The organism is Rothia endophytica, assembly GCF_039543885.1.
In the GTDB taxonomy this organism is placed as follows: domain Bacteria; phylum Actinomycetota; class Actinomycetes; order Actinomycetales; family Micrococcaceae; genus Rothia; species Rothia endophytica.
Window position 1 is genome coordinate 18,223 of sequence record NZ_BAABKP010000003.1, and the last position, 15,285, is coordinate 33,507.

11 protein-coding genes are annotated in these 15,285 nt (G+C 57.3%); 6 read left to right on the forward strand and 5 right to left on the reverse strand.

Annotated features, from left to right (window positions below; genetic code table 11):
* The first annotated feature begins 149 nt into the window (after window positions 1-149).
* Window positions 150-2,255, forward strand: coding sequence for a glucose PTS transporter subunit IIA (locus ABD982_RS08265; protein ID WP_345446367.1), 2,106 nt, complete (start codon window positions 150-152; stop codon window positions 2,253-2,255).
* Window positions 2,256-2,349: 94 nt separating this feature from the next.
* Here the strand turns inward: ABD982_RS08265 and ABD982_RS08270 are convergent, their stop codons facing one another.
* Window positions 2,350-2,823: a GNAT family N-acetyltransferase gene (locus ABD982_RS08270; RefSeq protein WP_345446369.1), complete on the reverse strand. Its 474-nt coding sequence runs from the start codon at window positions 2,821-2,823 to the stop codon at window positions 2,350-2,352.
* 378 nt (window positions 2,824-3,201) lie between these two features.
* Here ABD982_RS08270 and ABD982_RS08275 point away from each other — a divergent pair, with 378 nt between their 5' ends.
* From ABD982_RS08275 to ABD982_RS08285, 3 genes are all read left to right on the forward strand, one after another.
* Entirely contained in the window at window positions 3,202-4,965 is a 1,764-nt protein-coding gene (locus tag ABD982_RS08275) for an ABC transporter family substrate-binding protein (RefSeq protein ID WP_345446371.1), read from the forward strand.
* A 144-nt stretch (window positions 4,966-5,109) separates the two neighbouring features.
* Window positions 5,110-6,642 carry an ABC transporter permease subunit gene (locus ABD982_RS08280; RefSeq protein WP_345446373.1) on the forward strand — a complete coding sequence of 511 codons (1,533 nt, stop codon included), beginning with the start codon at window positions 5,110-5,112 and terminating at the stop codon, window positions 6,640-6,642.
* Window positions 6,642-7,850, forward strand: coding sequence for an ABC transporter permease (locus ABD982_RS08285; protein WP_345446375.1), 1,209 nt, complete (start codon window positions 6,642-6,644; stop codon window positions 7,848-7,850). The genes ABD982_RS08280 and ABD982_RS08285 overlap by 1 nt, the downstream gene beginning before the upstream one ends.
* A gap of 108 nt (window positions 7,851-7,958) precedes the next feature.
* Here the strand turns inward: ABD982_RS08285 and ABD982_RS08290 are convergent, their stop codons facing one another.
* Entirely contained in the window at window positions 7,959-8,579 is a 621-nt protein-coding gene (locus ABD982_RS08290; protein WP_345446377.1) for a PH domain-containing protein, read from the reverse strand.
* A gap of 82 nt (window positions 8,580-8,661) precedes the next feature.
* Between ABD982_RS08290 and ABD982_RS08295 the strand changes: the two genes are divergently transcribed.
* Window positions 8,662-10,413, forward strand: coding sequence for an ABC transporter ATP-binding protein (locus ABD982_RS08295; RefSeq protein ID WP_345446379.1), 1,752 nt, complete (start codon window positions 8,662-8,664; stop codon window positions 10,411-10,413).
* A gap of 208 nt (window positions 10,414-10,621) precedes the next feature.
* Here the strand turns inward: ABD982_RS08295 and ABD982_RS08300 are convergent, their stop codons facing one another.
* Window positions 10,622-11,584 (reverse strand): NAD(P)-dependent oxidoreductase, encoded by a 963-nt coding sequence (locus tag ABD982_RS08300; RefSeq protein ID WP_345446380.1) that lies wholly within the window; start codon window positions 11,582-11,584, stop codon window positions 10,622-10,624.
* Between the two features lie 127 nt (window positions 11,585-11,711).
* Window positions 11,712-12,365 carry a TetR/AcrR family transcriptional regulator gene (locus tag ABD982_RS08305; protein WP_345446381.1) on the reverse strand — a complete coding sequence of 218 codons (654 nt, stop codon included), beginning with the start codon at window positions 12,363-12,365 and terminating at the stop codon, window positions 11,712-11,714.
* 96 nt (window positions 12,366-12,461) lie between these two features.
* Here ABD982_RS08305 and cls point away from each other — a divergent pair, with 96 nt between their 5' ends.
* On the forward strand, window positions 12,462-13,958 hold the full coding sequence (gene cls / locus ABD982_RS08310; protein ID WP_345446382.1) for a cardiolipin synthase: 1,497 nt from the start codon (window positions 12,462-12,464) through the stop codon (window positions 13,956-13,958).
* Between the two features lie 30 nt (window positions 13,959-13,988).
* Here cls and ABD982_RS08315 read toward each other — a convergent pair whose 3' ends face one another.
* On the reverse strand, window positions 13,989-15,197 hold the full coding sequence (locus ABD982_RS08315; protein ID WP_345446384.1) for a glucose-1-phosphate adenylyltransferase family protein: 1,209 nt from the start codon (window positions 15,195-15,197) through the stop codon (window positions 13,989-13,991).
* Window positions 15,198-15,285: the final 88 nt, after the last annotated feature.

A 15,285-nucleotide genomic window follows, 5' to 3' on the forward strand; every position in this document is an offset into this window, starting at 1 on the left:
AAGTTCAAGATGAAGAGTATAGCTCTACCTCCTTGTGGGGCGGGGGAAAGTATACAGCTCAGGTCTTTTTGGTGTTAAAAAGCCACCTCATCTTTGCCATTGAAGGCAGTAGCCGGTAGCAACCCGCACCTCACACGAAGGAAAGATCCGTGAATAACTCACAGATTGGCGAGAGCATCCTCGAGGGCCTGGGCGGCCCCGAGAACATCTCTCACTTCACGCACTGCGCCACACGCTTGCGTGTCACCCCTCAGTCCAATGCGGCTATCGATAAGACCAAAATTGAGAAGATCCCCGGCGTCCTCTCTATCATTGAGCAGTCCGGCCAGACCCAGGTTGTTCTGGGCGATAAGGTTGAGGGTGTCTACAACGAGATGCTCAAGCTCCCCGGCATGAGTAATCTAGGCGGCGGCACTGTGGACGCTAACACTGAGCATGAGGGCAACAAGCCCGGCATCCTCACCCGCGTCTTTGATGTCCTGTCTGATTCCTTCCGCCCCCTCCTCTGGGCGCTACTGGGTACCTCGATGATCCTTACCCTGATCGTCTTCTTGCAGCAGTTTGGTTTCTTCGGTCAGTACACCGACCTCACCGGCCAGGTTGTCAACATTGACATCGTCAACGGCCCCCGCCTGTCAGACCCCGAAGCTGCAGCTGCCATGCTTAACGAGTGGCGTGCTGCTTTCCCCTTCTGGTTCATTCTGCTGGCAGCTTCTCTCTCGGTCCTGCAGTTCATGCCTATCATGATTGGTGCAACCGCTGCTAAGCGTCTGGGCGCTAACATGTGGGTTGGTGCGGCTATCCCCGCTGCTCTGATGACTGGCACCTTCCAGGGCTTCCAGGACATCGCCGTTGACGGTGTTGTTCAGGTTCCCTTCTTCGGTCTAGAGATCCCGCTCTACGTCTTCAACTACACCGGTCAGATCTTCCCGCCGCTCTTCGCTGCTGCCCTACTGGCTCCCCTTGAGCGCTTCCTTAAGAAGGTCATCCCCACCATGCTGCACATGGTCTTTGTTCCCATGATTTCTGTGATGATCCTGGTTCCCTTGACTGCTTTCGTGGTTGGCCCCATCGGTATCCGCTTCGCACTAGGTATTTCGGACGTCATTGGTAACGTCAACGAGGTAGCCCCCTGGCTCGTCGGTGGTCTGATCGCCGGTCTGTACCTCTTCATGGTTCCCCTGGGTCTGCACTGGCCGCTGAACGCCGTCATGATTAACAACCTGCAGACTATGGGCACCGACTTCATCCAGTCTCCTATGGGCGCTTACAACTTCGCAGTCTTTGGCCTAGTCACCGGTGTTGCTATCCGCGCTAAAAACAACAAGGAACTGCGCCAGACCGCTACCGGCGCTGCCGCATCCGGTCTGCTGGGCGGTATCTCTGAGCCCTCCCTCTACGGTGTGGTTCTGCGTTACAAGCGCGTCTTCCCCCTGATTCTGGTTCCCGCTATCATCGGTGGTGCAACCATCTCAGCACTGGGTGTTAAGTCCTACGCTTTCGCTTTCACCTCACTGCTCTCCATCCCCGCTATGCAGCCCTCAGCGCTTTACGCTATCGGTCTTGCTATCGCCTTCTTCGGTGCTATGGCTGGTGTACTGATCTTCGGTTACGAGTCAAAGACCCAGCGCGCTGAGTCTGATGCGGCCCGCACGGCAGCAGTTTCAACCACTGACACCACCGAGTCTGCCGTAGCTCCCGCAGCTGCTCCTGCCGCTTCTGTTGCTGCGCCCGCCGCTGCTGCTACTGTCGGGGCCGCAACCTCAGCTGCCGCAGCTCCCTGGGCTAGCGATTCAGAAACTGAAATTGTTCTGAGTGCTCCCCTTGAAGGACGCGCTATTCCGCTGTCTGAGGTTCCCGATCCCATCTTCGCCGCAGCAAAGCTGGGCAAGGGTGCGGCTATTGAACCTACCGGTAACACCGTGGTGGCTCCTGCTGCAGGTAAGGTCACCGCAACCATGTCATCGGGTCACGCTGTTGGCCTCAAGCTGGATAGCGGCGTTGAGTTGCTGATTCACGTGGGTATTGACACCGTGAACCTGGCTGGCAAGGGCTTCGATGTGAAGGTTGAGAAGGGCCAGCAGGTTGCCGCAGGTGATGTGCTCCTTACCTTTGATCCGGCTATTATCACCGAAGCCGGCTACCCGCTGGTTACCCCCGTGCTGGTCACTAACACCGTGAAGTTCGAGGACGTCACCGGTGAGGTTGGCCCGGTTGCTCTGAGTGATACTCTGCTAAAAATCACTACTAAGTAACCCGACCCTTTAGGTCTAACCTCAAAAGAAGGGGGCCGCACCATGATGGTGCGGCCCCCTTCTTTTGATGGAGTTACAGCTTATCTACCCACACCTAGAGCTCTAGTACCATATGCACGTGGTCGATCCCGGCCTCCAGGTAGTCCTCCCCCACCTGCTTGAACCCGGCGGCTCCGTAGTAACGGTCCTTGAGATAAGCCTGAGCGCTGATAGAGATGCGTTGAGCCTCTGTAGTGGTGCGCACCCAGTTGATGGCAGCACCCAAAAGCTCTCTACCCAAGCCCGTGCCGCGGGCATCGGGGTGAACCGCCACTCGCCCCATCGACCAGGCACCAGGATCAAGAGGGTGGGAATCATCAGAAAAAACACCCAGGTCAAAGAGGCGAAGATAGGCGAGCACCTCACCTGCCTCGTTAGCGTGAAAGAAGTGCAAAGCTTGCCGGTCAGCCCGGTCGATCTCGTTTTCCTCGGTAATCTTTTGCCCCACCACAAAGACCAAGCCACGCAGCAGATATATCTCGTTGAGCTCCTCGAGGGTTAGCTCTTTAAAAGTCTTGAGAACAAACATGCAAACCAGCCTATCTGCAGGCCACCGGGCTGTCAGCTGCAACAAGTGCAGGTGTGGGATCTATACCACATACTGATACTAACAGGCAATTGTTAAGTTTTTTTAAATACTGGTCAGTAGCAAAACTGGTGTGACGTGCGGGTTTACTCAAAAAATCCTATCCCTTACAAACACACATCAGGTTTTTCAAGAGAAATTTCGATTTTTGTACTTTCCACAGGAAACTATGGTCTAAGATTTAGGAAACTAAAAGTGTTACCCACCACACCTTTACCACTACCCCGGTAGGTCAAAAGGTGGCCCGTCGTCCGTGGTGGATGCCGTTGGGCGGGTATCCCTAGCCACCATCCTTATTCCCTTTACCCAAGGAGACACCTCATGCGTAAGACCCGCATCACTTCAGCTCTGAGCCTCTCAGCAGTCGCGGCACTGGCTCTCTCAGCCTGTGCCAGCACCGATTCAGGTTCATCAGCTTCCGGCGATTCTTCAGCCGACTCATCAAAGTCAGCTTCCATCGCTATTACCAACGTCTTCTCGTCATTGAACACTGACACCGCTGAAGGCAACTCGGACACCAACGGCATAATTAGCGCCATGACCACCCGTGGCTTCTACAGCATTACTGATGAATTCGATATTCGCCACAACGACTGGTTCGGTTCATACGACATGACCGAAGAGGGCGAAGGCATGAAGGTCGCGTACAAGGTCAACGATGACCAGAAGTGGTCCGACGGTAACGACATCGATAAGGGCGACCTCCTGCTTGCCTGGGCAGCTTACTCAGGCTACTTCAACGGAGAGGGCGAAGAGGGCGTCACCTTCTTCGATTACGCGGGTGAAACCGCCGGTCTGGGTGAAGCAGGTATGCCTGAGCTGGGCGAAGACGGCCGCAGCATCACCTTCTCCTACCCCAAGGCTTTTGCTGACTGGGAGAGCGCCTTCAACATCACCACTCCCGCTCACGTCGTAGCTGAACTGGCTGGACTGGACGAGGAAACCCTGGTCGAAACCATCCAGAACGCTACCCCCGGTGAAGAGAACGAAAACCTGCAGAAGATCGCAGATGCATGGAACACCGGCTTCAACACCACCACCATGCCTGATAATGAGGCACTGACTGTAGGCAACGGCCCCTACCTGGTCACCGATGTTGTCGAGAACCAGTCCATCACTCTGACCGCTAACGAGAATTACCAGGGTGACACCAAGCCCGCCATTGGTGAGGTAGTGCTTCGTGTCAATGGCGACGCTTCCTCCCAGGTTCAGGCCCTAAAGAATGGCGAAGTTGACGCTGTAGCTCCTCAGGCATCGGTTGACACCGTCTCCCAGCTGCAGGAGCTGGAGAACACCACCACCACCGTCCAGCCTGACCAGTCCTACGATCACCTGGATCTCAACATGGTCTCCGGCGGTGTCTTTGAAGACAAGGACGTCCGTGAAGCCTTCCTGCTGACCGTTCCCCGCCAGCAGATCCTGGACAGCCTCATCAAGCCTATGGACCCCGAAGCTGAAGTTCTCAACTCTCAGCTCTACGTAGCCTCAGATACCGAGAACTACGATGATGCCGTCGCCCAGAACAACTCGGATATGTACCCGAGCGATGATATGGATGCCAACATCGAGAAGGCTAAGGAACTGCTGGACGGCAAGACCCCCACCGTGCGCATCCTCTACAACACTGCCAACCCCAACCGCGTCAACTCCTTCGCCATGATTCAGGAATCAGCTTCTAAGGCTGGCTTCGACGTGGTAGACGCAGGCACCGAGCAGTGGTCATCCTTGCTGCCCACCGGTAAGGATGGCGGCTACGACGCTTCTATCTTCGGCTGGGTTTCATCAGGTATCGGCAACTCATCCCTGGGCCAGATCTTCAAGGAAGGTTCACCCTCCAACTTCAACAGTTACTCCAACGATATCGTCAACGCTAACGCTGACGAGATCATGGTGACCCTGGATCAGGCACGCATTGAAGAACTGAAGAAGGAAGCTGACGGCGAGATCTTCAAGGACGCCTACGGCCTGCCCCTCTTCCAGTCCATCGCGGTTACTTCCTACAACAGCGACCTGACCGGTGTAAAGCCCAAGCCCGGCCAGCAGCCCCTGACCTGGAACATCGAAGAATGGGACTTCGCAGAATAATCCCTGCCGCCCTCGTCACGCCACATCTATCCATGTGGATTGCATGAGTCACTTGGCGCGGACGCTCAGTAGCGTCCGCGCCTTCTGGCTGTTCTACAGGGCCCCTTCTTTAGCGAATTTCCCCTAACCCTTTCAGGATTCATCATGTTCATGTATTCAGTGAGGCGTTTGATCACCGCGGTCTTTATTCTTTTCGGTGCATCCTTCCTCATTTACAACCTCGTAGCTATCGCGGGCGATCCCCTCGAAGAGCTGCGCATCAGCCAGTCACCCAATAGGGACGCCCTTATTGCTCAGCGCACCGCGCTCCTCGATCTGGACACTCCAGCCCCTCTGCGCTATTTCAAATGGGTGGGCGGCATCCTAGGGTGCTTCGCGGGTAAGTGCGACTTCGGTTCTAACCTAGCCGGCACTCCGGTCACCCAGTTGCTCTCTAACGCAATTCTGCAGACCCTTACCTTGGTTGTTGCCTCCACCATCCTTGCAATCCTGATTGGTATCAGCCTGGGCATCGTCTCAGCACTGCGCCAGTACTCAGGCCTTGATTACACCATCACCTTCCTCAGCTTCCTCTTCTTCTCTCTGCCCTCCTTCTGGATTGCAGTGCTGCTCAAGGAGTTCCTGGCTATTGGCTTTAACAACTTCTTGAGAAACCCAACGGTTACGATACCGACCACTCTGATTATCGCTGCGCTAGCAGGTCTCTTCTGGTACTCAGCCTCCTTCGGGAAGCAGAAGACCCGCTACCTCATGGGTGTGTTGGGCTTCGTGCTTACCGCCGGGCTTATTATCTTCGTTTCAGCCACTGAATGGCTGAGCAACCCCTTCCTGGGTATTCCTTTCCTGTTGCCGCTTGGCGTCATTGCTGCCCTGCTCTTCACCGTTCTGGTCTCGGGTATGCGCAACCGCCGAGCTCTGGGTGCTGGTCTCACCATGGTCGTCGTTGGTCTTGCGATCTACTTCCCCATTCAGAGCCTCCTCAACCAAGCAACCTTCCTCATGGTCGTCATCATCGCAGTGGCCATGATGCTGGTGGGCTGGGTAGCTGGCCTTCTCTGGGGCGGCTACGATAAGGGCCAGGGCGCCCGCGTGGGTATGCTCTCCGGCCTCGCCATGGCTCTGCTGATTATTGTCGACCGCTTCATGCAGGCCTGGCCCGACTACGTGGGCAACAGCCGCATTAAGGGACGCCCCATCCCCACCGCTAACGCTTCAACCCCCAACCTGCAGGGCGACTTCTGGATTCTGAGCACCGATACGCTCACCCACATCCTGCTGCCCACCGTAGCCCTCACCCTGATCTCCTTGGCAGCCTACTCACGCTACTCGCGTGCGTCCATGCTGGAAATCATGAACCAGGACTACATCCGTACCGCTCGCGCTAAGGGTGTCTCCGAGCGCACCGTGGTGATGAAGCACGCCTTCCGCAACGCTCTGATTCCTCTGGCAACCATCATCGCCATGGATATCGGAAGCATCATCGGCGGCGCAGCCATCACCGAGCGCATCTTCGCCTTCAAGGGCATGGGTACCCTCTTCCTTGATTCGTTGGCGCACACCGACCCCAACCCCGTCATGGGCGTCTTCCTGGTCACCGGTATCATGGCGCTCGTCTTCAACCTGGTTGCTGACCTTCTCTACTCAGCACTCGATCCGCGCGTGAGGGTGAAAGCATAATGAGCACTAAAAACACCAACGGGTCCGTATCAGCCGATAAGGAACCCACCACCGAAACCACCGCCCTGCGCTCGATTGAAACTAACGTTGATATCCGCGCTCAAGAGTCCGTAGGTAAAACCCAGGGCCAGATTGTGCGCAAGCGCTTCTTCCAGAACACCGGTGCTGTAGCCTCAGTTTTCGTCATTATCGCGATTCTGCTGCTAGCGCTGACCTCCATCGGTGTTGGCCCCATCCCCGGCTGGTGGGGCTATAACCACACCGAAATGCAGCCCGTGCTCAACGGTGGTGCGCCCAATGCCACACACTGGTTCGGGCAGGATGCCACCGGTCGTGACCTCTTCGCCATGACCATGCGCGGCACTCAAAACACCGTGCTGGTAGTTCTGCTGATCACCAGCATCGCTGCCATGCTGGGTGTGCTCTTCGGCGGCCTAGCTGGCTACTACCGCGGCTGGGTTGAAGCGGTCATCATGCGCTTTACCGACATGGTTATCATCATCCCGCTCATCCTGCTCACCGCTGTGCTAGGTAAACTGGCAGGTAGCTACTTCACCGGTATCTGGAACACGCTCATGTTCGGTATCGTGGTTGGTCTGCTCTTCTGGTCTTCACTGGCTCGTCTGGTGCGCGCTGAGTTCCTGACCCTGCGCGAACGTGAATTTGTGGACGCTGCCCGCCTGGCAGGTGCCTCAGATATGCGCATCATCTTCAAGCACATCTTGCCCAACGCCATCGGCGTAGTGACCGTGAATGTGTCACTGATGATGAGCTCCGCTATCCTTACCGAAACCGCTCTGTCCTACCTGGGCTTCGGCATCAAGGCACCGGACTGGTCGCTGGGTTCCATCATCTCAGCCAACCAGGCAGCCTTCGCTACCCGCCCATGGCTCTTCTGGTTCCCCGGCCTCTTCATCCTGACCCTGTCACTGGCCATCAACTTCGTGGGCGATGGCCTACGCGATGCCTTTGACCCACGTCAGAAGAAGTTCAACCCCAAGAAGGCTACCGAACGTACCGCTCACTCCGCCGAAAACGGTGTGGGTATCGACGGTGGTGCCGCACCGGCAACTGCTGGCTTGGTCAGGGTAGACACCTCTATTGCCGCTGAAGTTGATCGCCCCGAAAGCTCACGCACCTCGGACTCCATCAACCAGGACCTTGACCCGCAGAACCCTAACGACGACAAGCGTCCGCCCCAGGGCTAACCCAGCGCTAAAGCAAAGCGGTGGCGGGCCGTCCCCCGGACTACCCGCCACCACTGATAAGAACTTCACGTGATAACTACATAGAGAAGCAGAACCCGTGCCCTGGTGCTAGATCATCAACCCGATGATAGCGAGCACCAGTAGCACAGCAAAGAGAACGCTACCCAGAAGGTCAGCCTTAGAACGGCAGACGGCCGGAATACCTGCAAGAGCGTTGGCTTCCACCAGCTCCTGCCAGTAGCCGCGAATCACCAGAGCCACCGACCCCGCCAGGGAGTTCGGTAAATCAGAGGTTCGCATCGCGCCACCCTCACCGTAGGTAATGGAAGGCAAGCGCTCAAGGTCAGCCGGGCGAGCCCGGCGGGAAGCCACCATGCCACCAGCAGGAATGCCAAAGGCCTGGTAACGCTTCTGGGCAGTCACCAGGGTCAGGTTATACCGGGTTGATACATCAATCAGCGCCGCATAATTCACGGTGTGGGTACAAAAAGGATTCACTACTGTGATGTTTTCCTCCCCCACCACCAGATGCGACCGCCCCAGCGTGTACCAAATAGCGTAGGCCAAGAAAATCAGCGACCAACCCCGCGTCACCACCGCGGATAAACCACTGCTGAAGGCCAACGCAACCAGCACGCTCACCGCCACTAGCACGGCAAAGCCGGTATACCAGGGGGCACTCTTAGCCCGGAAAACAACCGGCGGGTTCTGCAAATACTGAGACTTCATAGTCTCGTATTCTTCCAGATATAGCTATCACAGCATAAAACGACAAACCTCCTCACACCACGAACAAGAGTTGGGAAAACCAGTGAACACTCCAAACGTACAAGCGACCGGCTCACAGCCCGTCCTGAAGGTTCGCGACCTCAGCGTCGACTTCGGCGTCGACCGCCAGTGGGTGCCCGCAGCCATCGGTCTTGACTACGAGGTCCACGCCGGCGAAGTTCTCGCCATCGTCGGTGAATCAGGCTCCGGCAAATCAGTCTCATCCATGGGCACCATCGGACTGCTGCCCAAGAACGCCCGCGTCACCGGCTCTGTCCAGCTCAACGGCCGCGAGCTGGTGGGTCTCTCTAACACCGACCTGCTCTCGGTACGCGGTGAAGAAGTCGCCGTAATTTTCCAGGAGCCCATGACCGCCATGAACCCGGTCATGACCGTCGGCGACCAGATCGTTGAAACCCTACGCCTGCACAAAGACGTTGCTCCCGCCCAGGCGAAAGAAGAAGCCATCAAGATGCTGGAAATGGTTGAAATGCCGGATCCAATCAAGGCCTTCAACTCTTACCCCCACCAGATGTCTGGCGGCCAGCGTCAGCGCGCCATGATCGCCCAGTCTCTCTCAACCAACCCCAAATTGCTGATTGCGGACGAACCCACCACCGCTCTTGACGTGACCGTTCAGGCTGAGATCCTGCAGCTCATGCGCAACCTGCAGAAGAAGCTGAACTCAGCCATCATTCTGATTACCCACGATATGGGCGTCGTTGCCGACCTCGCCGACCGTGTAGCCGTCATGCGCCGCGGCGAAATCGTTGAAACCGGCGAAATTCACGAGGTCTTTAACAACCCCCAGCACGAATACACCCAGGCGCTACTCGGCGCCGTGCTGCACCTGGGCGGCGAAGAAATCGACGTCAACGCCGCCATCAATGACGCTGCAGAACAAAACCGCCCCGCCACCGAAATACTCAAAAAGGTAGCGCCAGCCCGCAGCGGCGAGGTCATCCTCTCCCTCAAGGACGTTGCCCTGGAATACCCCAAGCAGGGCCGTGTAGGGCCCTTCCGCGCCGTCACCGGCGCCACCCTTGAAATCCGTGCCGGTGAAGTACTAGGCCTGGTAGGTGAATCAGGCTCCGGTAAATCCACCATCGGCCGCGCCACCGTAGGCTTCCTGGACGTCGCCGAAGGTGAACTGTCCGTCTGCGGCGTGAACATGACCAAGCCCTCCCGCAAGAACCTCGCCCAGGTACGCAAGGACGTCGGTATGGTCTTCCAGGACCCCTCATCCTCCCTCAACCCCCGCCTGCCCATCGGCGAATCCATCGGCGAACCCATGATGCTCGCCGGCGTCGCCAAGGGTGCCGAGCTGCAAAAGCGCATCGAAGAACTCCTGGACCGCGTGGAGCTCCCCCGCTCCTACCGCAACCGCTACCCCCACGAGCTCTCCGGCGGTCAGAAACAGCGCGTAGGCATCGCCCGCGCCCTGTCCCTCAAACCCAAGCTGCTGATCGCCGACGAACCCACCTCTGCGCTGGACGTCTCCGTGCAGGCACGCGTCCTTGAACTCTTTCAAGAACTCCAAGCCGAAATGGGCTTCGCCTGCCTCTTCGTTACCCACGACCTCGCCGTCATCGACGCCCTGGCCGATCGCATCGCCGTGATGCGCCGCGGTGAAATCGTAGAGCAAGGCCCTCGCGAGCAGATTCTGCGTCACCCCCGTGAGGTCTACACCCAACGCCTGCTGGCCGCTGTTCCCCTCCCTGATCCCGACGCTCAGGCCCAGCGCCGCGAGCTCCGCGCCAAGTTACTCGAAGAAACCGGCGCCGTCGTCAGCTAAGGGTGCACAAAAAATAAATTCCTCGTAGCTGACTCTCTCGCCCGGTTCGCTTCGCTCACAAGCCGATTCACGCCAGCCCCGACCAGCTACGCGGAATTTATTTCTTGTACTGAGGGATGTAGGTGGACCCTACCTCAGCGTTTAAAAAGAAGTGACCGGATCTTTACACATTGTAAAAATCCGGTCACTTCTTATTGAGCGGGAGAAGCTAGTTCATTTTGTTGCGCCAGTCGGCATCCTTGCCGGCGCGGGTGTCACGCAAAGCCTGCAGATTTTGCGCAATAAGGCTCTCAGGGTCTACAGGGCGGCCGCCAGCAGAGTGGGGCGTGATCACAATGTTCTTAGCAGCCCAGAGCGGGTCATCAGCGGGCAGGGGTTCAGTCACTGCTACATCGATACCAGCCCCAGCAATGCTGCCCTCATTGAGAGCAGCGACCAGGTCAGCTTCATTAACGGTGGGGCCGCGGCCCACGTTGATGATGTAAGCGCGGGTAGGCAGCTTAGCCAGACGCGCGGCATCCAAAGCGTTCTGCGTTGCTTCAGAATTGGGCAGAATCATCACCAGGATGTCGGTCTCGGGCAGAATGCTATCAATATTCTCGGTAGCAATCACGGGGAAGCCTTCACGCTCACCGGCGGTGGTCGCCACACCGGTCACCTGAGCGCCGAACGCCTGGAAAAGGCGGGCTGTAGTGGTGCCAATAGAGCCAAAGCCCCAGATGGTGACCTTGGCATCCAGCAAGGTGGTGACCTGGTCAGCGGGGTGAAGCTCCTGCGCCCCTCCCAGTTCCCCAGCCCAGTTGCTGCGGTCTTGGTGCTCTGCCAGGGTGGGCAAGAAGCGAACAAAGTTCAGGGTCAGCGCCAGAGCATGCTCCGCCACAGTCTTAGAGTGAAGACCAATCCCCGAGGTAATAACAGCCTCCTGACGGAAGCCCGCTGCGCGTGCCTGATCCGGGCCCGCCAGAAGCGACTGAACCAGCTCCACCTGTTCAAGGTAAGCGGCGGCGTCCTTCAGCTGTTCATTGGTGTTAGCCCAAGAAATCAGCACATCAGCGTCATAGTGTTCAGCGTCAATGTTCACGGTGGGGTCATAGGACACCACGGTGTCTTCCCCTTCAAGACCCAGGCGGGACTCATCCAGGGTGACAGAGGTAGGAACAAGAATTTTCACGAAATCTCCTCAAAAGCGCAGCCGTTGGCACGGCGGGTACAGCACCACTCTACCCAAGGGTGCGAGCTGGAGCACAAGAAATGACGCTAATCGGTCTTCGAAAATAGGTGGGCACAGCGCCCGCGGTTTAATCTTCGCGCAAGAGGTAACGGAAGGTCTGCACAGCCTCACTCACCAGCTGCTGGCGCTCACCCTCCTCCGGCACACCGCGCACAAAGTCTAGGTGCCGTAAAAGGGCGGTTGCAAGGTGAACGGCCGCGCTGGCTTTCTCCTCACCAGCGGCAGAGGCGGTGTTGGCCGTATTAAAGGGGAAGGGCCCGCGGCGGCCAGCTATCCTAAAGGCTGGCCAGTCAACGGTGAGCAAAAATGCCTGTAAGGTCTTTTCGCACTCGAGATTATGCAGTCGCATGCGGTAGCGCAGCTCCGGGTAACGCGAGATAAGATCTTGCACCTGCGTATACGTAGGGCCATCTACTGAGGCCACAATAATATCGAGCAGAAGGTGGGTGAGACGCTCAAAAAAATCCAGGTGCTGACGCGCGGCGTCCTTCTCAAGAATCTGCTCGGTGAGTTCTGGGGCACGTAAACCCATCACGGCGTCCTCTTTCACCGCAAAATAATTGAAGAGGGTGCGAGGGCTCACCTGAGCTTCGGCCGCTATTTCATCAGTGGTGGTTGCTTTCAAACCCTTCTCAGCTACCAGCGCCAAGGCTGCGGTGTGGATTGCAGTATGGGTGCGTTCACGGCGCGCTTGGCGCACAGACTTCTCAGGTTTGCTCACTCTCTCAGTCTAGCCGCTTACTTCCATCACCGGGGGGGGCAAAGACTCAGGCAAGTACGAGCGCATCTTGTCACACCTAACGGTAGACTCAGAACGGTGAACTTATTCTTGCCCACCATCGACATCCCTAATATTCCGGACTGGCTATCGGTAGCTTTGGTCGTTATCGATGTTTTGATCCGCTTGACCGTAATATTTTGGTTGCCCTATAACCGCAAACCGGTGGTGGCTCTGGGTTGGCTGATGGCCATCTTCTTCATTCCCTTCGTAGGTCTCATCGCCTTCCTGGTCTTCGGCTCTAACCTGGTGCCCAAGCACCGGCGTAGCCGTCAGCGGGCCATGAACCAAATCATCAAAGATGTCATCGGCGGTGAGGACGCAGTTTTGGGCGAGGTGGAAATTTCTGAACCCGCGCGTGTAGCAGCCAACCTTAACTACAGGCTGGGAGCTCTTCCTCTCATTGGCGGCAACAAGTTTGATCTGCGAGAAAGCAACAACGATGCCCTGGCAGAGCTCGCTGAACAGATTGACAAAGCAACCACCTATGTCCACTTTGAGTTCTATATCACCGCCCTAGACACCGCCACCGAGCCCCTCTGGGACGCCCTGGTGCGCGCCCACGAGCGCGGAGTGAGCGTCCGGGTGCTCATTGACCATATTGGCGCCCGCAAATACCCTCGGTGGAGGGAGCTACAGCGCAAACTCACCGCTGCCGGAGTGCCCTGGCGTCTCATGTTGCCCCTCAAACCCTGGAAGGGCCAGTGGCAGCGCCCCGACCTGCGTAACCACCGCAAAATTGTGGTGATTGACGGCGAAATCGCCTTTACGGGGTCACAGAACGCTATCCACAGCTCCTATAACCTCAAACGCAACCTCCGAAAAGGCTTGGAGTGGAAGGACCTCTCCTTTGTCTGCACCGGTCCTGTAGTTCACCAGCTCAACGCTGTGTTCGTCTCGGACTGGTACGCAGAAACCAAGGAACTTCTGCTCTCAGAAATTGACGTCAGCATCATCAACGACGCCAGGGTGAACATCAACCAGCGTCCCTTAGCGCAAATTGTGCCCTCAGGCCCCGGGTTTGAAACCGAAAATAACCTACGTCTGATCAACCACCTGATCTACAACGCTGAAGAGCGGGTCACTGTCTGCTCGCCCTACTTCGTACCAGAAGAAACCCTCTTGCAGGCACTGACCAACATGGCGATGTCCGGCATCGAAGTCACTCTCATCGTGTGTGAAAAGGGCGACCAATTCTTGCCCATCATGGGTCAGCGCTCCTACTATGAGCAGCTACTGCGCGCCGGGATCAAGATTCAGCAGTACCCCGGCCCCACCGTCCTCCATTCCAAGTTCATGATGGTGGACGATGAACTAACCTTTATCGGTTCCTCTAACATGGATCCCCGCTCCTTCGCCCTCAACTTTGAGGTTTCCACCTTCATCGTGGACAGGGGCATGGTCTCTGAACTTGAGCGTATTGCCAGTGATTACATCTCTGAATGCAAAGAGCTTCGCTACGACGAGTGGGTCAACCGGCCCGTTTACCAGAAGGTCACCGAGAATGTATGCCGGCTGTGGAGCGCCCTGCTCTAGCAGCGCTACTGACCCAACGAAGGTAGTTGCTTAGGCAGGGGCGACTGCCTCACCATCAAAGCGGCGCCCCTGACCGCTACCTTCGTATGCCAGTACGGTAATGTTGCCCGGCCCGGGTTTGATCTGCCCCATCTGCTCAGCTGGCACCTTCGCGCCAACATCCACAATGACAGCCCGCAGGTGTGACCCCGCCGGAATCAGAGCATCGCCCATGATGATGCTGCGCTCAACCACCGCACCTGCCTCTACGGTTACTCCGGGGCCAATGACGCTGTGTTCCACACGGCCGTGAACCCTCGCCCCGTGTGCCACCAAAGACCCCTGAACCTGCGCAGTGGGGGCGATATAGGCCGGCGCGTAAGGGTCTGGGTGGGGAATAATAGCCCACCCCGGGGCGTCCAGCTGGAGCCCCTTACCCTCTAATAGATCCATGTGGGCACGGTAGTAGGCGTCAACGGTGCCCACATCTTTCCAGTACCCCTCCATCAAAAACTCGTGCACGGCACCGTGCTGAACCAGGTGTGGGATGAGAGTCTCACCGTAATCCCCTAGAGTCTCCCCCACGGCGTCGGTATCAGCTCGGTCGACGCCCTCTAACAAGACATCCAGAGAGTTTCGAAGGGCGGTCACCGAGAAAACGAAGATCTCAGTGGCAATCTTCTGCGACGCTGGAGCCTTAGGCTTGTAGTCGTAAGCAACTACCTTTTGACCATCAGTGCGCACCACCCCGTAACGGGAGGCGTCCTCATCAATCTCGGTCGTCACAATCGTGAGGTCAGAGCCAAGCTCATCGTGCTGCTCAAGGACCGGGCGCAGGTCCAGCTGATAGAGGTGGTCTGCGCTCATCACTATCACGTTCCGTGCACCCACCGATTCCAGCAGAGGCACCTGCTGGTAGAGAGCGTGCCCGTTACCGCTGGCAAAACCATCCACAGCATGACCCTGAACCGGCGGAAGAATACGCAAACCATCGCGGGTGCCATCCAGGTCCCAGGGGCGTCCACCGGCAAGATGCTGGTTGAGGGTGAAGGGCTGATACTGCTCCACCACCCACACGTGACGCAGCCCAGAGTGCACCAGATTAGACAGGGCAACATCAATCATGCGGTAGATACCTGCGAAAGGGATAGCCGGTTTAGACCTGTGATCGGTCAGCGGCGAGAGCCTGCTCCCCCGGCCACCGGCAAGTACCAGGGCAACCGTCGGCGGCTGCTGGGTATGCGGAAAGGGATCTGACATGGCAACCCACTCTCAGTAGTAAGTACACATCTTTGTACTAGCTATACTCGCACACTTTAGCCCTCTGAACACCACAGATGACGCCGGT

Bases quoted from the DNA above. Each gene is read 5' to 3' on its own strand.
- ABD982_RS08270 (WP_345446369.1), bottom strand. From the start codon at position 2,823: ATGTTTGTTCTCAAGACTTTTAAAGAGCTAACCCTCGAGGAGCTCAAC.
- ABD982_RS08275 (WP_345446371.1), top strand. From the start codon at position 3,202: ATGCGTAAGACCCGCATCACTTCAGCTCTGAGCCTCTCAGCAGTCGCG.
- ABD982_RS08280 (WP_345446373.1), top strand. From the start codon at position 5,110: ATGTTCATGTATTCAGTGAGGCGTTTGATCACCGCGGTCTTTATTCTT.
- ABD982_RS08285 (WP_345446375.1), top strand. From the start codon at position 6,642: ATGAGCACTAAAAACACCAACGGGTCCGTATCAGCCGATAAGGAACCC.
- ABD982_RS08290 (WP_345446377.1), bottom strand. From the start codon at position 8,579: ATGAAGTCTCAGTATTTGCAGAACCCGCCGGTTGTTTTCCGGGCTAAG.
- ABD982_RS08315 (WP_345446384.1), bottom strand. From the start codon at position 15,197: ATGTCAGATCCCTTTCCGCATACCCAGCAGCCGCCGACGGTTGCCCTG.